General features: G+C 39.2%; 18 protein-coding genes. 10 read left to right on the top strand and 8 right to left on the bottom strand.

Going from position 1 to position 17,644, the window contains the following annotated elements; all coding sequences use genetic code 11:
• Window positions 1-9 precede the first annotated feature (9 nt).
• Window positions 10-987 carry an elongation factor P--(R)-beta-lysine ligase gene (gene epmA, locus PSE72_RS13265; protein ID WP_004908119.1) on the bottom strand — a complete coding sequence of 326 codons (978 nt, stop codon included), beginning with the start codon at window positions 985-987 and terminating at the stop codon, window positions 10-12.
• 715 nt (window positions 988-1,702) lie between these two features.
• Between epmA and frdA the strand changes: the two genes are divergently transcribed.
• The 4 genes from frdA to frdD are packed head-to-tail and all read left to right on the top strand — an operon-like array spanning window position 1,703 to window position 5,005.
• Window positions 1,703-3,499, top strand: coding sequence for a fumarate reductase (quinol) flavoprotein subunit (frdA, locus tag PSE72_RS13260; RefSeq protein WP_004258614.1), 1,797 nt, complete (start codon window positions 1,703-1,705; stop codon window positions 3,497-3,499).
• Window positions 3,492-4,226, top strand: a complete 735-nt coding sequence (locus tag PSE72_RS13255) for a succinate dehydrogenase/fumarate reductase iron-sulfur subunit (protein ID WP_004258616.1) — start codon at window positions 3,492-3,494, stop codon at window positions 4,224-4,226. Before frdA ends, PSE72_RS13255 begins: the two co-directional genes overlap by 8 nt.
• Window positions 4,227-4,240: 14 nt before the next feature.
• Window positions 4,241-4,636, top strand: a complete 396-nt coding sequence (gene frdC / locus PSE72_RS13250; RefSeq protein ID WP_004258617.1) for a fumarate reductase subunit FrdC — start codon at window positions 4,241-4,243, stop codon at window positions 4,634-4,636.
• A gap of 15 nt (window positions 4,637-4,651) precedes the next feature.
• Window positions 4,652-5,005: a fumarate reductase subunit FrdD gene (frdD, locus tag PSE72_RS13245; protein ID WP_004258620.1), complete on the top strand. Its 354-nt coding sequence runs from the start codon at window positions 4,652-4,654 to the stop codon at window positions 5,003-5,005.
• 63 nt (window positions 5,006-5,068) lie between these two features.
• On the opposite strand, the gene tetR is transcribed toward frdD, so the two are convergent.
• Window positions 5,069-5,668, bottom strand: coding sequence for a tetracycline resistance transcriptional repressor TetR (gene tetR, locus PSE72_RS13240; RefSeq protein ID WP_217007806.1), 600 nt, complete (start codon window positions 5,666-5,668; stop codon window positions 5,069-5,071).
• 81 nt (window positions 5,669-5,749) lie between these two features.
• Here tetR and tet point away from each other — a divergent pair, with 81 nt between their 5' ends.
• Together tet and PSE72_RS13230 are read left to right on the top strand one after the other, a co-directional pair.
• The gene (tet, locus tag PSE72_RS13235) at window positions 5,750-6,946 is read left to right on the top strand and encodes a Tet(A)/Tet(B)/Tet(C) family tetracycline efflux MFS transporter (RefSeq protein ID WP_272690980.1); all 1,197 of its coding nucleotides are present in this window, start codon (window positions 5,750-5,752) and stop codon (window positions 6,944-6,946) included.
• A gap of 78 nt (window positions 6,947-7,024) precedes the next feature.
• Entirely contained in the window at window positions 7,025-7,606 is a 582-nt protein-coding gene (locus PSE72_RS13230; RefSeq protein ID WP_198641661.1) for a TetR/AcrR family transcriptional regulator, read from the top strand.
• Between the two features lie 139 nt (window positions 7,607-7,745).
• Here PSE72_RS13230 and PSE72_RS13225 read toward each other — a convergent pair whose 3' ends face one another.
• The 5 genes from PSE72_RS13225 to PSE72_RS13205 form a co-directional block, all read right to left on the bottom strand.
• On the bottom strand, window positions 7,746-8,930 hold the full coding sequence (locus tag PSE72_RS13225; RefSeq protein ID WP_272690979.1) for an MFS transporter: 1,185 nt from the start codon (window positions 8,928-8,930) through the stop codon (window positions 7,746-7,748).
• Between the two features lie 51 nt (window positions 8,931-8,981).
• Window positions 8,982-9,764 carry a helix-turn-helix transcriptional regulator gene (locus PSE72_RS13220; protein WP_198641663.1) on the bottom strand — a complete coding sequence of 261 codons (783 nt, stop codon included), beginning with the start codon at window positions 9,762-9,764 and terminating at the stop codon, window positions 8,982-8,984.
• A 321-nt stretch (window positions 9,765-10,085) separates the two neighbouring features.
• Entirely contained in the window at window positions 10,086-10,679 is a 594-nt protein-coding gene (locus tag PSE72_RS13215; protein WP_336298879.1) for a hypothetical protein, read from the bottom strand.
• Between the two features lie 15 nt (window positions 10,680-10,694).
• Window positions 10,695-11,888, bottom strand: coding sequence for an MFS transporter (locus tag PSE72_RS13210; RefSeq protein ID WP_213942887.1), 1,194 nt, complete (start codon window positions 11,886-11,888; stop codon window positions 10,695-10,697).
• 39 nt (window positions 11,889-11,927) lie between these two features.
• On the bottom strand, window positions 11,928-12,689 hold the full coding sequence (locus PSE72_RS13205) for a hypothetical protein (RefSeq protein ID WP_109911642.1): 762 nt from the start codon (window positions 12,687-12,689) through the stop codon (window positions 11,928-11,930).
• Window positions 12,690-12,895: 206 nt separating this feature from the next.
• Here PSE72_RS13205 and PSE72_RS13200 point away from each other — a divergent pair, with 206 nt between their 5' ends.
• A complete protein-coding gene (locus tag PSE72_RS13200) occupies window positions 12,896-13,105 on the top strand; it encodes a helix-turn-helix domain-containing protein (protein ID WP_004908101.1) in 210 nt (69 codons plus the stop codon).
• Window positions 13,106-13,216: 111 nt separating this feature from the next.
• On the opposite strand, the gene sugE is transcribed toward PSE72_RS13200, so the two are convergent.
• Window positions 13,217-13,531 carry a quaternary ammonium compound efflux SMR transporter SugE gene (sugE, locus tag PSE72_RS13195; RefSeq protein ID WP_004908099.1) on the bottom strand — a complete coding sequence of 105 codons (315 nt, stop codon included), beginning with the start codon at window positions 13,529-13,531 and terminating at the stop codon, window positions 13,217-13,219.
• A 269-nt stretch (window positions 13,532-13,800) separates the two neighbouring features.
• Here sugE and PSE72_RS13190 point away from each other — a divergent pair, with 269 nt between their 5' ends.
• From PSE72_RS13190 to PSE72_RS13180, 3 genes are all read left to right on the top strand, one after another.
• The gene (locus PSE72_RS13190) at window positions 13,801-14,709 is read left to right on the top strand and encodes an EamA family transporter (RefSeq protein ID WP_198641666.1); all 909 of its coding nucleotides are present in this window, start codon (window positions 13,801-13,803) and stop codon (window positions 14,707-14,709) included.
• 339 nt (window positions 14,710-15,048) lie between these two features.
• A complete protein-coding gene (cstA, locus tag PSE72_RS13185; RefSeq protein ID WP_004908095.1) occupies window positions 15,049-17,142 on the top strand; it encodes a pyruvate/proton symporter CstA in 2,094 nt (697 codons plus the stop codon).
• Between the two features lie 249 nt (window positions 17,143-17,391).
• Entirely contained in the window at window positions 17,392-17,589 is a 198-nt protein-coding gene (locus PSE72_RS13180; protein ID WP_004908094.1) for a YbdD/YjiX family protein, read from the top strand.
• The last annotated feature ends 55 nt before the right edge of the window (window positions 17,590-17,644 follow it).

The following is a 17,644-nucleotide window of genomic DNA, read 5'->3' as shown; positions in this document are numbered from 1 at the left end:
GAAAATAAATTACGCGATAGTGACAGGGAATGCGATCACATCACTGATTTTATCTGCATTTAAAGCAATCATAATCAGCCTATCAACCCCAACAGCGACACCAGAACAATCAGGTAAACCATGCTCTAAAGCCGCGAGCAAGTGCTCATCAATAGGTGCAGTAGGTAGCCCCATTGCCGCTCGCTTACGGTTGTCTTGTTCAAATCGCTGGCGTTGTTCGCTTGCATCAGTGAGTTCATGAAAACCATTTGCTAGTTCCATTCCCTTATAATACACCTCAAAACGCTCAGCAACACGATGATCTTCCGTGCTAATTACGGCAAGAGACGCTTGGGTTGCAGGGAAATGATACACGACTGCAGGCTTTTCTTTACCAATATGAGGCTCAACGCCCATGGTAAATAGCAGTTGAAGTAAGGTATCTTTATCTTCTTCCTGATCCGCAATATTGCTCAAATCTAAACGGGCTGCAACCTCACGTAATTCACTTTTTTCAGCAGATAACGGGTCAATATCCAAATAGCGTAAAAACGCTTGTTGGTATGAAAGTAGCTCTGCACTCTCACATTCTAAAACTTGTTGCAGTAGGTCATCCACTTCATTGATCAAGCGATACATATCAAAATGCGGGCGGTACCACTCTAACATGGTAAATTCAGGGTTATGATGTCGCCCTGCTTCTTCATTTCTAAAGCTACGACCTAACTGATAGATAGGACCACTACCGGCCGCTAATAAACGTTTCATGTGGTATTCAGGGCTGGTCATTAAATATAAATTAATACCTTGCGCTGCACCAGGGCCCACAAAACGCGTTTCAAATGGAACAAGATGAATGTCAGTGACTGTTGCCTGACTCATTGCGGGGGTTTCGACTTCAAGTACACAACGATCAGTAAAAAAACGTCTGATTTCCGCAATTATTTTTGCGCGCTGTAACAGGTTAGCGATGGGGGCGGTTGGCTGCCAATTCGCTATATCACTCATTAAGATGACTCCAAAATAAACTTAGTCGTGCAGTGTACCCACCTCACAGGCAACACACAATGCATTTACACTGATAATGCATATTTATCTGAACGTAAATACTTGCAACTGTCGGCATGATGAGTAAGTAGAGATAGCCTGAAACATGATTAATTCTTATATTATGTGACATATCTGTTACTAAAAAAGCGAAACGATTCGCTTTCTCAATCTATTTTAAAATTTTCTGTTCAAAATTAAATTTATTCTAAATAATAAATAGTGAGACTCCTCGCAAATTAGCATTCAATATGAATTAAACTCTTCAGCTATAATAATAGTATTAATCACTTATTATTGATAAAACCTGAGTAATTCACTTGGTTTTATACACTAAAAGTCTATGTAAATTTAATGATAATCATTTGAAATTCCTTTTTATTCGGTGTTAACAGCCTAGAAAATCCAGTAATGTAAAAACAATTTATAAAAAGAAGATCTATCTCACACTTTATCGCTAAATTTGGCCAAAACACCCCTCTATATCAAATTTATCTTGAGGACTATTCGCTATAATTCACAGCATGATAAGTCATTATTAGCTATTATATTATTTACTATTAAAAAACAGATATTTCGTAGTTTAGCTTTAAGTTGAACTGAAAATGACGTAGCTAATTATCAAAAGTATTTAAAAGAATTTATCAATTTTACACTTGAACAATGGAGAAGCGCAGTGCAAACCTTCAATGCCGATTTAGCGATTATCGGGGCCGGGGGCGCAGGCTTACGTGCAGCAATTGCTGCCGCTGAAGCAAATCCCAATATCAAGATTGCTCTGGTCTCAAAAGTATACCCAATGCGTAGTCACACTGTGGCCGCAGAGGGGGGATCAGCAGCAGTTACTCAGGCTCATGACTCCTATGACTATCATTTTAATGATACTGTAGCTGGTGGGGACTGGCTGTGTGAGCAAGATGTTGTCGACTATTTTGTCGAACACTGCCCAACAGAAATGACCCAACTAGAGCTATGGGGCTGCCCGTGGAGCCGTAAACCAGATGGTTCAGTTAACGTTCGCCGTTTTGGTGGAATGAAAATTGAGCGTACGTGGTTTGCTGCTGATAAAACTGGCTTCCACATGCTCCATACCCTGTTCCAAACTTCATTAAAATATCCACAAATTCAACGTTTTGACGAACATTTTGTTCTCGATATCATTGTTGATGAAGGCCAAGTCCGTGGTCTTGTCGCGTTAAATATGATGGAAGGAACAAAAGTCCAGATCCGTGCTAATGCCATCGTGATGGCAACTGGCGGTGCTGGACGCGTTTATCGCTACAATACCAATGGCGGTATTGTAACCGGTGATGGTATGGGTATCGCATTCCGCCATGGCGTGCCGCTGCGTGATATGGAATTTGTTCAATATCACCCAACTGGGTTACCGGGTTCAGGTATCTTAATGACCGAAGGTTGTCGTGGTGAGGGCGGGATCCTTGTCAATAAAGACGGCTATCGCTATCTGCAAGACTACGGAATGGGGCCTGAAACTCCACTGGGTAAACCTGAAAATAAATATATGGAACTGGGTCCACGTGACAAAGTTTCCCAAGCGTTCTGGCACGAATGGCGTGCAGGCCGTACGATCAGCACTCATCGTGGTGATGTCGTCTATCTGGATCTACGTCACCTTGGCGCAGAAAAACTGCATGAGCGTTTACCATTTATTTGTGAATTGGCGAAAGCCTACGTAGGTGTTGACCCAGTAACAGACCCAATTCCTGTTCGCCCAACCGCTCACTACACCATGGGTGGTATCGAAACGGATCAACGCACAGAAACACGCATCAAAGGCCTATTTGCTGTCGGTGAGTGTTCTTCTGTTGGCTTGCACGGTGCAAACCGTTTAGGTTCTAACTCATTAGCTGAATTAGTTGTATTTGGTCGTCTGGCAGGTGAAGAAGCCGCTCGCCATGCTGCTGAAGCAACACCAGCCAATGCAAATGCTATCGAAGCCCGTACTCGTGATATCGAAGCTGACCTCAGCAAACTCATGAACCAAAAAGGGAAAGAGAGCTGGTCGAAGATCCGCGACGAAATGGGTATTTCAATGGAAGAAGGCTGCGGTATCTACCGTACCCCTGAATTAATGCAAAAAACCGTTGATAAAATTGCTGAGCTGAAAGAACGCTTCAAACACGTCGAAATTACCGACCATAGCAGCGTATTTAATACTGACCTACTGTACACCATTGAATTAGGCTTTGGCCTTGATGTGGCGGAATGTATGGCTCACTCTGCAATCAACCGTAAAGAATCACGTGGTGCACACCAACGTCTCGATGAAGGCTGTACTGAGCGTGATGATGTTAATTTCCTTAAACATACTTTGGCATTCTATAACCCAGAGGGCTCCCCTCGTTTAGAATACAGTGACGTGAAAATCACGAAATCTCAGCCAGCTAAACGTGTTTACGGTGCCGAAGCTGAAGCTCAAGATAAGGCGAAGAAGGAGCAAGCTAATGGATGATATGAAACACCTAAAAATGGAGATCATGCGTTACAATCCGGAAACGGATAGTGAGCCCCATTTGGTGACGTATGATGTCCCTTACGACGAGCAAACTTCTTTGTTAGATGCGTTAGGCTATATCAAAGATAACCTCGCTCCAGACCTGTCTTACCGTTGGTCTTGTCGTATGGCGATTTGTGGTTCTTGCGGCATGATGGTGGATAAAGTACCTAAACTGGCGTGTAAAACATTCCTGCGTGAATACCCGCAAGGTATGAAAGTTGAGCCATTAGGTAACTTCCCAATCGAGCGCGACCTTGTTGTTGATATGACTCACTTTATTGAGCGTTTAGAAGCGATCAAACCGTATATTATCGGTAATGACCGTAAACCTTCTGAAGGCCCAAATAAGCAAACGCCTGCACAGATGGCCAAATACCATCAATTTTCAGGCTGTATCAACTGTGGTCTGTGCTATGCAGCTTGCCCACAATTTGGACTGAACCCAGAGTTCATCGGCCCAGCCGCGATCACATTGGCAGAGCGCTACAATTTAGATAACCGAGACCATGGTGCGAAAGAACGCATGACCTTGTTAAACGGTGACAATGGTGTCTGGAGCTGTACGTTTGTAGGCTACTGTTCTGAAGTCTGTCCTAAGCATGTCGACCCTGCTGGTGCTATTCAGCAAGGGAAAGTTGCCAGCGCGCAAGACTTTGTTATCGCCATGCTGAAGCCACGATAAGGAGAATTGAAGTCATGACTACGAAACGTAAACCCTATGTCAGAGAAATGAAGGGCGACTGGTGGCAAAAGCTGGGTTTTTACCGCTTTTACATCATGCGTGAAAGTACCTCCGTCCTTCAGGTCTGGTTCAGTATTTTAGTCCTGTATGGGGTATTTGCGCTGAAAAGCGGTCCAGAATCATGGGCTGGCTTTGTTGGGTTCTTAAGTAACCCAATCATTCTTATCATTAACATTATTACATTGGCTGCGACATTGCTGCATACCACGACGTGGTTCAACCTTGCGCCAAAAGCCGTCAGTATTATTGTGAAAGATAAGAAAATGTCTGATGAGCCTATCGTTAAAGGCTTCTGGGCTCTCACGATTGTTGTTACGGCGGCAATCTTAGCAATCGCATTGTTATTTTAATCTAAGGAGAATCTGATGAATCTAACGCCTAAACGTTCCGATGAGCCGATTTTCTGGGGGTTATTTGGTGCAGGTGGTATGTGGAGTGCTGTAATTGGCCCTGCAATCATCATTCTGTTAGGAATTTTAATTCCTCTCGGTGTGGCACCAGAAATGCTGAGCTATGAGCGCATTATGGCATTTAGCCAAAGCTTTATCGGCCGCGTTTTCTTATTACTGATGATTATTTTGCCAGTTTGGTGTGGTATGCACCGTATCCACCATACGCTGCACGACTTTAAAATCCATGTCCCTGCGACAAAATGGGTTTTCTACGGTGGCTCAGCAATCATTAGTGTAATTGCAATTATTGGTGTATTTACTCTGTAAATAATGCAATCACACATTATTTTAATAAAAGGTATGACAGCACATTGTCATACCTTTTCTTTTTTAGGGCTTAAAGCCTCGAATAAGTGATTCTAAACCAAACAAAAATGCTTCTGTTCCATCATCATTATCCATGATTTGAATAGCTTCTTTTAATAACAATGGCATCGCTCCGTCTTGTTCAACATCTCTCTCACCCATTGCTGCCAAATGTTCTTGCTGCTCAAGTACTGAACCTAATGTAAAGTGCCCCACTGCACTCACTGCGTAAAGGCCACTTTTTAATGAAAAACCGCTATCAATCATAAACTGCAATTGTTTTTCCACCGTGGCGTATTGCTCTGCACTAGGCCGCGTGCCTAAATGTACCTTTGCCCCATCACGGTAGCTAAGTAAGGCACGACGAAAATTTAATGCATTATGGCGCAAGAACTCCTGCCACGTTTCACCTTCAACAGGTAATGGATGGCCATGATGTCGTTTTAGCATTTCAACCGATAATGCATCCAACAATGCGCGCTTGTTCTTCACATGCCAATACAGTGTGGGTTGCTCAACCCCGAGCTTTTGAGCCAATTTTCGCGTTGTCAGTCCTTCCATTCCCACTTCATTCAGCAAATCTAGTGCAGCCGTAATAATGGTTTCTTTATCCAATCTTGCCATCGCTTTCCCCTTAATTTTCTATTGACACTCTATCACTGATAGGGATACATTCCAAATCTATCAATGATAGAGAAATGAATAATGAATAAATTTGCGATCACTGCATTAACGATCACCGCCCTTGATGCTATGGGGATCGGTTTGATCATGCCTGTTTTACCAGCCTTACTCCGTGAGTATGTGACGCTAGAAAACTTGGCAAATCATTACGGTATCTTGCTGGCTTTGTACTCCATCATGCAGGTATTTTTTGCCCCAATACTGGGCAGATGGTCTGATAAATTCGGTCGCAAGCCTATTTTGTTGATCTCCCTTGCAGGAGCCGTACTGGACTACAGTTTATTGGCTTTATCGAGCTCACTTTGGATGCTGTATTTAGGCCGTTTAATTTCAGGGATCACTGGCGCAACAGGCGCCGTAGCGGCTTCTGTTATTGCCGACAACACTGCCCCACAAGAACGCACTAAATGGTTTGGGCGATTAGGCGCAGCATTTGGCGTGGGGTTAATCGCCGGCCCTGCGATTGGGGGCTTTGCAGGGCAATTTTCCCCACATTTACCTTTTGTTATTGCGGCTATTTTGAATGCGTGCTCTTTTGTCGTGATCTGGCTTATTTTTAAAAATAAAAATGCCATACAGAATGATCAAAATGAAACTGTAGAGCTGTCAGTTCCCTTCATACAGCTGATAAAACCCGTTATTTTGCTACTTTTTGTCTTTTTTATGGCACAGTTAATTGGTCAGATCCCTGCAACAACCTGGGTGCTATTTACCGAAAATCGCTTCCAATGGAATAGTGTGCAAGTTGGGTTATCTTTGGCGGGCTTAGGCGTTATGCATGCCCTATTCCAAGCTTTTATTGCTGGAGCCATTGACAAAAAATTCAATGAAAAGGTAACAATCATTGTCGGCTTTGTCGCAGACGGAAGCGCATTTATTATTTTGTCATTACTCACCGAAGGTTGGATGATTTACCCTACATTAATCTTACTCGCCGGTGGTAGTATTGCATTACCAGCACTACAAGGGTTAATGTCAGCTCAAGTTAATCAAGCTAACCAAGGTAAATTACAAGGGATTTTAGTCAGTTTAACCAATGCCACAGGGGTTATTGGCCCATTATTATTTAGCTTTATTTTTGGCCTTACACTGGCAAATTGGGACGGCTGGGTGTGGCTAATTGGCGCGATAATGTATATTTTCTTGATCGTATTTATTTTATCTTTTTATAGAAGTAGCAGACAGATAGTTAAAATAGTGACACGACCAGCAAGCTAAATTTTAGCATATGAATATTAAATGCTATGATATCCCTATCAGATTTGCTTTTGGTACATGACGTTAAGAGATATTTCAATGACAATACAGCCTAAAAAACCAAGAACAAAACCTGCGGAAGAAAGGCTTGATGACTTAATGAACGCAGCAGAAAACCTTTTTCTTTCCAAAGGTTTTGTCAATACTACGGTTAGCGAAATTGTCTTATCTGCGGATGTTGCAAAAGGGACCTTTTATCACTACTTCCAGTCAAAAAATGACATTATGGAAGCCTTACGCTCTCGCTATATGGATTGGTATCTAAGCCACATTCAATCTGCTTTAGATTCGCAAAAAAGTGCATCTGCCAAACTCAAATCATGGTGTGAAAATAGCATTAAATACTATGTTGAAAAACAAAATATTCACGACATGCTATTTCATGACGAATACCACGGACGCAGTAATGATCATGAAACTCGTGCAGTTGAACAGATTAAAGCTATTTTAGCTTTTGGTGAGAAAAACAAAGCATGGCCAGAATTGCCACATGAATTGATGGCGACAATGATTTATCACTCCATGCATGCTGCTGTTGATAATTTAGCCAATAGTACTGAGTATGATCAATATACTTTGGGTGAGATCCTATACCAGCGATTCAGCCAATTGATCAACTAACACATTTAATACTGGGTTTTATTTTTCATCCGAAAAATTTTTGTATACCCAATAGGGTAGCAATCTTATTTTCTATTACTATAGCTCTATAATTTATGATGATTTCCCCCCTAACGGGGGGATTAAATCATGGTTAACACTAAGCAGGATTTGGTTTTGGCAAACAAGCAGATACAAAGTAAAAAAGCCCACAAACCGCAATAAATAGCCCAACATAACCTAAGTTAAAGTGACTTAAATAACTGACAATTAGAGGGGTGATCCCACCGATAGATGCAGCTGCACTATTATAACCAACACCTAATATTGTTGCCTGTCCGTCAGATTTATCCATCAGTACCGCTGATAAATTACACAATATCATCGCTGAGTATGCAGACATAACGACTTGAGCAAAAAAAACTAGAAGCAAATTACCTATTTGTAATAAAAAATAAAGTGGCGCTGAAAACAATACCATCCCAATAACGCCTATATCAAAAACAAATTTAGCCGAACCATACTTATCTGTTAACCAACCACATATCATCATAAAAACTAGCAATAAACCGGATGAAAATATTTCATAATAATTTTTTATCTCATCTATCTTTAATTGTTGAATAATTAGTGAGGTTGACAAACTTTGAGAGTAAAAAGTGACAGTTCCAGGAATAGTAAATAAGAACACCAAAATTACACGATACCAACTAAATATCGTTTTTTTATCTAATTCATTTTTATAATTAGGTAATTTAGCTCTAAACCAAAAACTAATTAAAATATTAATTAAACCAATTAATAATGGGATCCTCCACCCAATTGACTGCATAGTATCTTCAGATAACGTATTCTTTAGTATAAAAACGATAGCTAATGATGCAATGACCCCACACAAAGAACTACCAACAATAATTGACGAAACTCTAGATCGAATATTTCCATCTAAATCCTTAAATAAATATGTAATTAGAGAGGGAAATTCACCTGCGAAGCTAAAAGAAAGAGCCAATTGTAAAATTAATATCACTAATGGCGTATAGTTCCCTAATAATTCAATGGGTAACAGTGCCATCATTAATGTTGCCGTACCGGTTATCAAGCTTGTTAATACTAGGGCTGACTTTTTTCCTACCGTATCAGCATAGCGGCCGATAACATATCCGCCTAAAGGGCGGATTAAAAAACGTAATGCAAAGATACCCCATACCATTTCTGTCGCTTGAGAATAACCTAATTTAGTTAATTCAATACTTAAATAAGTAGATATAGCTGCAAAAACTGCAATATCATAGTATTCCAAAGCATTACCAGCTACAGCACCCAACCTAAATTTCCATTTCATTTTTATCCCTTTTCTATTAATGACTTTCCTTGTAGAGAAATATTCTGTCCTTTAGGGATAACTCACCAGAGACTCCAAACAAGCAAGAGTAATACCATTTTCTTTTAAAGCCTTAAATAACCCGCTAGGTGAAGAGTAAGAGCAACCTAGTTTTTCCTTAATACGTTGAATACGCTTATTTTCTGTCGCTTCTGAACAATCTTGCATATAGCTAATTTCCTTTACCCGACAATGTGACAATAATAATCGGATAGTTATTATTTCTTTACGGGTAAAACGAATATTACCAAAGCGCATATAAGGGTGAATATCTAAAGGTTCAAGCTCTTGTTCACTAAGTTTGTTAATTATATTCACTGGGAATTTAATTTCTTCACGCAATGGTAAAATAGCATAATTATCTTTGTCTTTTTTCCATGATTCATATGCGAAATCTATAATCGTTGGCCTACATTTATAAAGTGATATCATATCATTTAGTGAAATTTTCTTTCTAGAATTAATGGACGTAATTTCATATACATTTCCATACTTAGCACAAAAATCAATTTTCAATTCCCTTTTCTTGGTTTTTGCTAATGTATTTACAAAGCTTTCCGAGTAATTACTCCAGTATTGAACCCCTGGAGATAACCGTTCACTTAAACGTAAATCTAAATCAGCATTCCAATAAATAAGCAGCCATTCGTAATTGTTTGACATAATACTCACTTGCTTATTGCTAAGATCAACTCTAGTTATGGATAAATCTATATCATTCCAATTGAAATACTTTGAAAAAAGGTTTGTTAAATTAGAACAGGATTTTTCTAATAAATTATTTTCTATATCCATACACTATCCTTAATTTGATTATTTTTTAAATTATTAGATTAAAATTAATACTTTTAAAAAACAGTATACTTATTAGCATCTGGAAGTTAATGAATTAAAGGCTCCACATCCCTACTCTCAATTAGGTTAATAATTCAATACGTTAAAATAGATATTTTAAATTAAGGGTAACTTACCAGAGACTCCAGACAAGCAAGGGTAATGCCATTTTCTTTTAATGCCTGAAATAAACCGCTAGGTGAAGTATAAGAGCAACCTAATTTTTCCTTAATACGTTGAATACGTTTATTTTCAGTCGCTTCCGAACAACCTTGGATATAACTAATTTCCTTTACCCGGCAGTAATCGGATAGTCATCATTTCTTTACGGGTAAAACGAATATTACCAAAACGCATGTAGTGGTGAGCATCTAAAATATCTCGGTTATTATCTTCAATTTTTTGAGATAAGCTTATGTCAGCCCTAAGTGGTAAAATAATATTTTCATTATCTTTCCAGGCATGTTGGGAGTAATCAGAAATAACTGCTCTTAATTTATAGAGTTCTAATAATTCATTACTTGTAAATTTTTTTCTTGAATTTATTGAGGTAATTTCATATATACCACCATATTGGGTACAAAAATCCACCTTCATTTCTTTCTTATCTGTTTTAGATAATGTTTTTTGGAATGCGGCAGAGTAATTATTCCAATATTGAATACCGGGGGTTAATCGTTCCTTTACTTTTTTATCTAGGTCATCATCCCAAAACATTAAAACCCACTCATAGTGATTTGAAATAACTTTTACCACGTTATTTGTTACATCCACTCTACTGTAAGTCACATCCATATCATTCCAATCGAAATATTTTAAAAACTTATCACCAAAACCAGAACAAGACAGTTCTAAGTGTTTATTTTCAATATTCATACATCCCCCTTAAATTTAAGCAGTTAATAACCTTTGTTTTTTATTCAATAAAAATGACGCAAATAGCGTTAACGAGCTCAATGAAACAAAAACACCCACCAAGGAAACATCAATGAGGACTAAGTAATTGATAATTAATGGCGTTAACCCACCTATAATCGTCGATGCAAGGTTATACCCCATACTTAACGTCGTAACTTGCCCATTGGCTGGTTTTGCCATCGCATAATTCCAATTGCATAACACCATCGCTGAAATAATAATAATTGACGATTGGGAGATAAGTACTAATGATAAAACCTTAGTAGACATTAGGTAATAAATAGGAATTGATAATATCGCAGCGAGCTTTACCCCTAAGTTAAACACCCGCTCAGAGTAATTGTATTTATCGGTTAGCCAACCAACTATTGCCATTAAAACCAATAATAACGTTGATGATATCATTGAATATATACTTTTAAATTCTTCGAGTTCTAACTCCTTAAGTAAAAATGAAGATGAAAAATTTAAGGTATAAAAAATAACCGAACCAGGAATAACAACCAGTAAGATATTAAATGCCTTAAGCCAATCTATTTTCTGGCGCCCATCATATTCAATTGGTTGGTCTGGTAAGCGATAGCGAAACCAGAAACAGATCAGTATATTACCTAAACCTAATAGCAGTGGTATTCTCCATCCCACTCTTTGCATGGTTTCAGGGGGTAATATATTTTCAAGAATTAACACAATTCCTAACGAGCCAATAACGCCAACAACCGCACTTCCAGTTAACAACGCTGAAATTCGACCTCGTTCTTGGGGTTTAGAATCTTTATATAAATAGGTAGACAGTGATGGGCTTTCACCCGCAAAACTAAAAGATAGCAACATTTGAAGAAATAGGATGGCTAAAGGTGTATATATCCCTAATAATTCAATAGGCAGAAATGCCATACACAATGTGGCACTACCGGTAAGAATGCTGACCAAAATCATTGCCGGTTTTTTACCGACTTTATCCGCATAACGGCCAATTACATACCCCCCTAATGGCCGAATAAGAAAACGTAAAGCAAAAATCCCCCACACCAGCTCCGTTGCTTGCTGATAACCTAGGCGGGTTAATTCTGCACTTAAATATGATGAAATTGCAGCAAAAATTGCAACATCATAAAATTCTAAGGTATGCCCTGCGACAGCACCAAAACGTAATTTCCATTTCATAAAATGATCCCATGTCCCTATAGAAAACCAATAGTTAAATTAATTAATAGGCATTAATTTTTCTAAACTTGTTAATGTAATGCCGTGACCTTCCATTACCGAAAAGCATTCCTTTTGAGAGACCATTTCACAGTTTAATTTTTTCTTGATGTTTTTAACTCTTATATATTCCACCTCTTCCGAACAGCCTTGAATACGGCTAATTTCCTTGATATTTCGGTGGGAAAGCAACAAGCGGATGGTTAATGCTTCTTTGTTTGAAAATGATAACTGACCAAAACGTATAAAATTAGGGGTTTCCTTACTTCTACAAATAATAGGTACAGGTTCATCTAATTCAATTTTTTGGCGTAACGGTAATGCCACCGTTTTATTTTCAGACCATTTTTCATATGCATAATCAGAAACTATTGAACGCCATTGATATAATGAAAGTAAGTACTCATATGAGACTTTATGGTTTCCATTGAGTGAAAATATCTCAAATAAATTATTGTACCTATTACAAATATCAATTTTTTTATTTCCTTTATCGAGTTTGGTTAATATTTTCTGGTATGCATCTGAATAATTACTCCAATATTGCACCCCAGAGAATAACCGTTCTTTTAATGATAAATCCATATCATGATGCCAATAAATTAACTGCCACTCATAATTACTAGATAATGTGTATATCTTTTCCTCATCAACATTAATAATCGTATAATGGATATCAATATCATTCCAATTAAAATAATTGCAAAGATCTAACTTTACTCTAGTGCTTATTTTTTCCATCTTATTGTTTTCTATATCCATAAAAATCACCTTATAGTTATTTAAATAAAAATAAAGATAATAAAAGCGTTTAACCCATATCTTTAGCACATAAAAATAAATATTCAAAGACCGAAATTTAAAGGGATTTAAAATTAAGAATTATTTTTTTATCTTGATATCTAAATTTAGTTCCAGCTAACTTAAATAATTTCAATTATATTTATATATTCACTATTGGAGATCGTATGAAACAAGATTGGCACTCGGCTGATATTATTGCAGCGATAAAGAAAAAAGGTTCTTCTCTTTCACAAATATCACGTTCAGCAGGGTTAAACTCATCAACATTAAATAACGCCTTGTCAAGACGTTGGCCTAAAGGAGAGCGTATTATTGCCGAGTTTTTGGGTGTTGCACCATCTGAAATTTGGCCATCGCGTTATAACGAAAAATAACATAAGAATAGTTTTCTTTATGCCAATAAAATATCAAGAAGATAAAGCGGGTAACTTTCTCTGTCGCCCGCTTATTATTCATTTTTAATTAAATAATAATTAATTTGAAAATTAACTTGATACTTTTAAACCAATTAACCCGGTAATAATCAAAGCAAGGCTTAACAAGCGGAACATATTTGCTGACTCACCAAGGAAAATAATCCCAACAATTGCTGTGCCCACAGCCCCAATCCCCGTCCAAATGGCATAAGCCGTGCCGACCGGTAAATCACGCATGGCGTAGGCTAACAACCCCATACTGGTAATAATAGCGACAATAGTAATAATACTCGGTGTTAAACGGGTAAAACCATGAGTATATTTTAAACCTACAGCCCATACCACTTCGCATAAACCTGCAAAAAAAAGAACGATCCAAGCCATGATTGCTTGCTCCCGTTAATTACTCGGGGTCGTCCCCATATTTAAATGACGTTGATTCAGGCCGTCCTGAATACGTATGATGTATAAATACATTATAAATATTCACAGACCCAGACTCAAGCAACGAAAAATAACAAATAAGCGCAAATCAACCATAAAATTTAACCTTTTTATACCGTTTTTTATTATTAAGCATCATAACCATCGCACTCAAAATTATACACATGTAAAGTAGATGTCTAATCTGGCAAGTTCATCGAGAAAATAGCATGAGTCTCAGAGACATCTTACTCGCCCTTTGTGTAGTCGTAATTTGGGGGGTTAACTTCGTTATCATTAAACTCGGCGTTACCGCACTTCCGCCATTATTATTAGGCGCATTACGTTTCATGTTTGTAGCCTTTCCTGCTATTTTTATTTTTAAGCGCCCCAAAATTCCGTTCAAATTATTGCTTCTCTATGGGCTCACCATCAGCTTTGGTCAATTTGCCTTCTTATTTTGCGCGATTAGAGTGGGGATGCCAGCGGGGATTACCTCTGTTATCTTGCAATCCCAAGCATTCTTTACTCTATTACTCGGCGCAATGATTTTAAAAGAATCATTACAGCCGACTCACTTTCTTGGTATGTTTATCGCAATTGCAGGGCTGACCGTGTTAGCCAATGGCGCCACTGCCGGCGGGCTAGATGATATTCCATTACTCGGGTTAGCATTTACTTTAATTGCTGGTTTATCATGGGCTTGTGGTAACATTACCAATAGGATCATAATGAAACAGGAAGGCGCTGAGAAATGCAGTGCCCTATCATTGGTCAGTTGGAGCGCGCTGATCCCAATCATTCCCTTTTTGATTAGTTCATGGGTTTTAGAAGGTGAAGAAGCCATTGTTGAAGGGCTATCAGGCTTTAATTGGTCAGTCTTTGGTGTCATTATCTATTTAGCTTATTTATCAACATTTGTCGGCTATGGGCTTTGGGGAGTCCTGCTCGGCCGTTATGAAGCTTGGCGTGTTGCTCCTTTTTCATTGTTGGTTCCAGTCTTTGGTTTAAGCAGCAGTGCTTTATTCCTTGGAGAGCATATAAATGGCGTACAACTTGCTGGCCTCGTTTTGATCATGTTTGGCCTAATTACCACGCTTTTTGGTAAAAAAATAATGCAACAATTAAGACGAGCCTAGTTAACCAATTAATAGTCGGGAGTTTTTTAGCTTCCGATTATTTTCTTTTCTTTAACCATTTTCGTATCAACAAAAACAACGCAACAGCTATTATTACTAAAAAACATCAAAAATCCAGATAAAAAACCAATTCATTAGATAATCGCTAGCTCAAAACCAGATAAAATCCAATAAATAATCCTAAATTAGTGATACTGGCAACAATTATTAAATTTATCTCAAATTTCAATTAGGTGTCTCGTTTTAGCTACTTTTTCTTTAACTTAACTATGGCTATATCTTCCTCAGTTTCACTTAAATAAATAACAAATATCATTCATTGAACAGATGGGGATGACTATGGGTAAACAATTTATTTGGATTGTGCTCGCTCTGCTCGGTGCTTTTTCACTTGGCTACATCGCTTTATATCGTGGCGAACAAATCAATGCCTTGTGGATCGTTGTCGCAGCCGTATGTATTTATCTGATCGCATACCGCTATTACGGGCTTTTTATTGCTAAAAAAGTACTCCAAGTCGATGCAACTCGAATGACGCCTGCAATTCGTCATAATGATGGCTTAGATTACGTACCAACAGATAAAAAAGTATTATTTGGTCACCATTTTGCCGCTATCGCAGGCGCCGGCCCACTGGTTGGCCCTGTTCTTGCCGCGCAAATGGGCTATTTACCCGGTATGCTGTGGCTACTCGCTGGGGTTGTGCTAGCTGGTGCCGTACAAGATTTTATGGTGCTGTTTGTCTCAACACGTCGAGATGGCCGCTCACTGGGTGAATTAGTCAAAGAAGAAATGGGCAATACCGCAGGGGTGCTGGCTTTAATCGCTTGTTTCATGATTATGGTAATCATCTTAGCCGTACTTGCCATGATTGTCGTAAAAGCCCTCACTCATAGCCCATGGGGAACTTATACGGTTGCCTTTACTATTCCTTTAGCGATTTTTATGGGTATTTATACCCGTTATATCCGCCCAGGACGCATTGGTGAAGTTTCTATTATTGGGCTCGTTTTTCTTGTATTTGCAATTATCTCAGGGGGTTGGGTTGCTGAAAGCGAAACTTGGGCACCTTACTTTGACTATACAGGTGTTCAACTCACTTGGATGTTAGTCGGTTATGGCTTTGTTGCTGCCGTTTTGCCAGTTTGGCTATTACTCGCTCCCCGCGACTATCTATCAACCTTTTTAAAAATCGGGACTATCATTGGATTGGCAATTGGTATTTTAATTCTCAATCCAAACTTACAGATGCCATCGTTAACGAAATATATTGATGGTACAGGCCCAGTTTGGGCAGGTGATTTGTTTCCATTCTTATTTATTACGATTGCTTGTGGCGCCGTTTCTGGCTTCCATGCACTGATTTCATCAGGCACCACACCAAAAATGTTGGCTAATGAAAACCAAGCTTGCTTTATTGGCTATGGTGGCATGTTAATGGAATCTTTCGTAGCAATTATGGCATTGGTTGCCGCTTGTGTGATTGACCCGGGTGTTTATTTTGCCATGAATAGTCCCATGGCGATGTTAGCTCCCGCAGGTACGCAAGATGTGGTCGCCTCTGCGGCCCAAGTTGTCAGTAGTTGGGGCTTCCAAATCACTCCTGAGCAGCTCAACAGCATTGCGAATGACGTGGGTGAAACCAGTATTATTTCACGGGCAGGCGGTGCGCCAACACTGGCAGTTGGGATGGCGTATATTCTTCACGGTGCGCTTGGCGGCTTGATGAATGTGGCATTCTGGTACCACTTTGCCATATTATTTGAAGCATTATTTATTTTAACCGCGGTGGATGCAGGAACCCGAGCAGCACGTTTTATGCTACAAGATTTACTGGGAGTGGTGTCTCCATCTTTGAAACGTACGGATTCGCTACCCGCCAACTTGATAGCAACTGCACTGTGTGTGCTAGCTTGGGGTTATTTCCTCCACCAAGGCGTTGTCGACCCACTTGGTGGTATTAACACCTTGTGGCCATTGTTTGGTATCGCGAACCAAATGTTAGCAGGTATGGCATTAATGCTGTGTGCTGTGGTACTGTTCAAAATGAAGCGCCAAAGATATGCATGGGTCGCTTTAGTACCAACAGCATGGCTGTTAATCTGCACGATGACTGCAGGCTGGGAAAAAACCTTCAGTGAAGATGCCCGCGTCGGTTTCTTAGCTGTAGCAAATAAATTCCAAGCGATGATTGATAGCGGCAATATTCCTGTTCAATATACAGAGTCTCAATTAACTCAGTTAATTTTCAATAACCGCTTAGATGCAGGGTTAACTATTTTCTTTATGATTGTCGTGGTATTACTGGCTCTATTCTCCATCCGCACCGCGTTGAAGGCATTAAAATCTGACCAACCAACTGCGAATGAAGTACCATATGAACCCATGCCAGCCAACTATGAAGAAATCGTGGCAAATACGCGCCATCATTGATTTTCGCGGAAAAGCTTGTCACTGTTTAGGACATATACTCTTTCTCCAAAATAATTCACGTTGGAGCAAGGCGGCCAAGAAGATAATCCCTAGGAGCATACTCCAGTATGTGACTAGGGTTAGCGAATGAAGCCAACGCAGCAACAGCGTGAAGTATTAAGGATAAACTAGGAGCATACATAACAGTATGTGACAGGGTTAACAAGTGAAGTCAACAACGCTGTAGCACGAAATATGAGGGAGAAAAAAATGTTTGGAGAACTGGGAAAAGCAGCCCGCTACCTAGGCCAAGCGGCAAAAATGATGGTTGGCGTTCCCGATTACGACAACTATGTCGCTCATATGCAAAGAACACACCCTGACCAAACGCCTATGACCTATGAAGAATTTTTCAAAGAGCGTCAAGACGCACGCTACGGTGGCAAAGGTGGGTTTAAGTGCTGTTAATCACTTAAAATAGACAAAAAAAGCCGTGGTCGAGTACCACGGCTTTTTATTTTTA

This window comes from Providencia sp. PROV116, assembly GCF_028482485.1.
Taxonomy (GTDB): Bacteria; Pseudomonadota; Gammaproteobacteria; order Enterobacterales; family Enterobacteriaceae; genus Providencia; species Providencia rettgeri.
The sequence above is the reverse complement of the archived record's forward strand: the minus strand, read 5'-3'. Positions and strand labels throughout refer to the sequence as shown.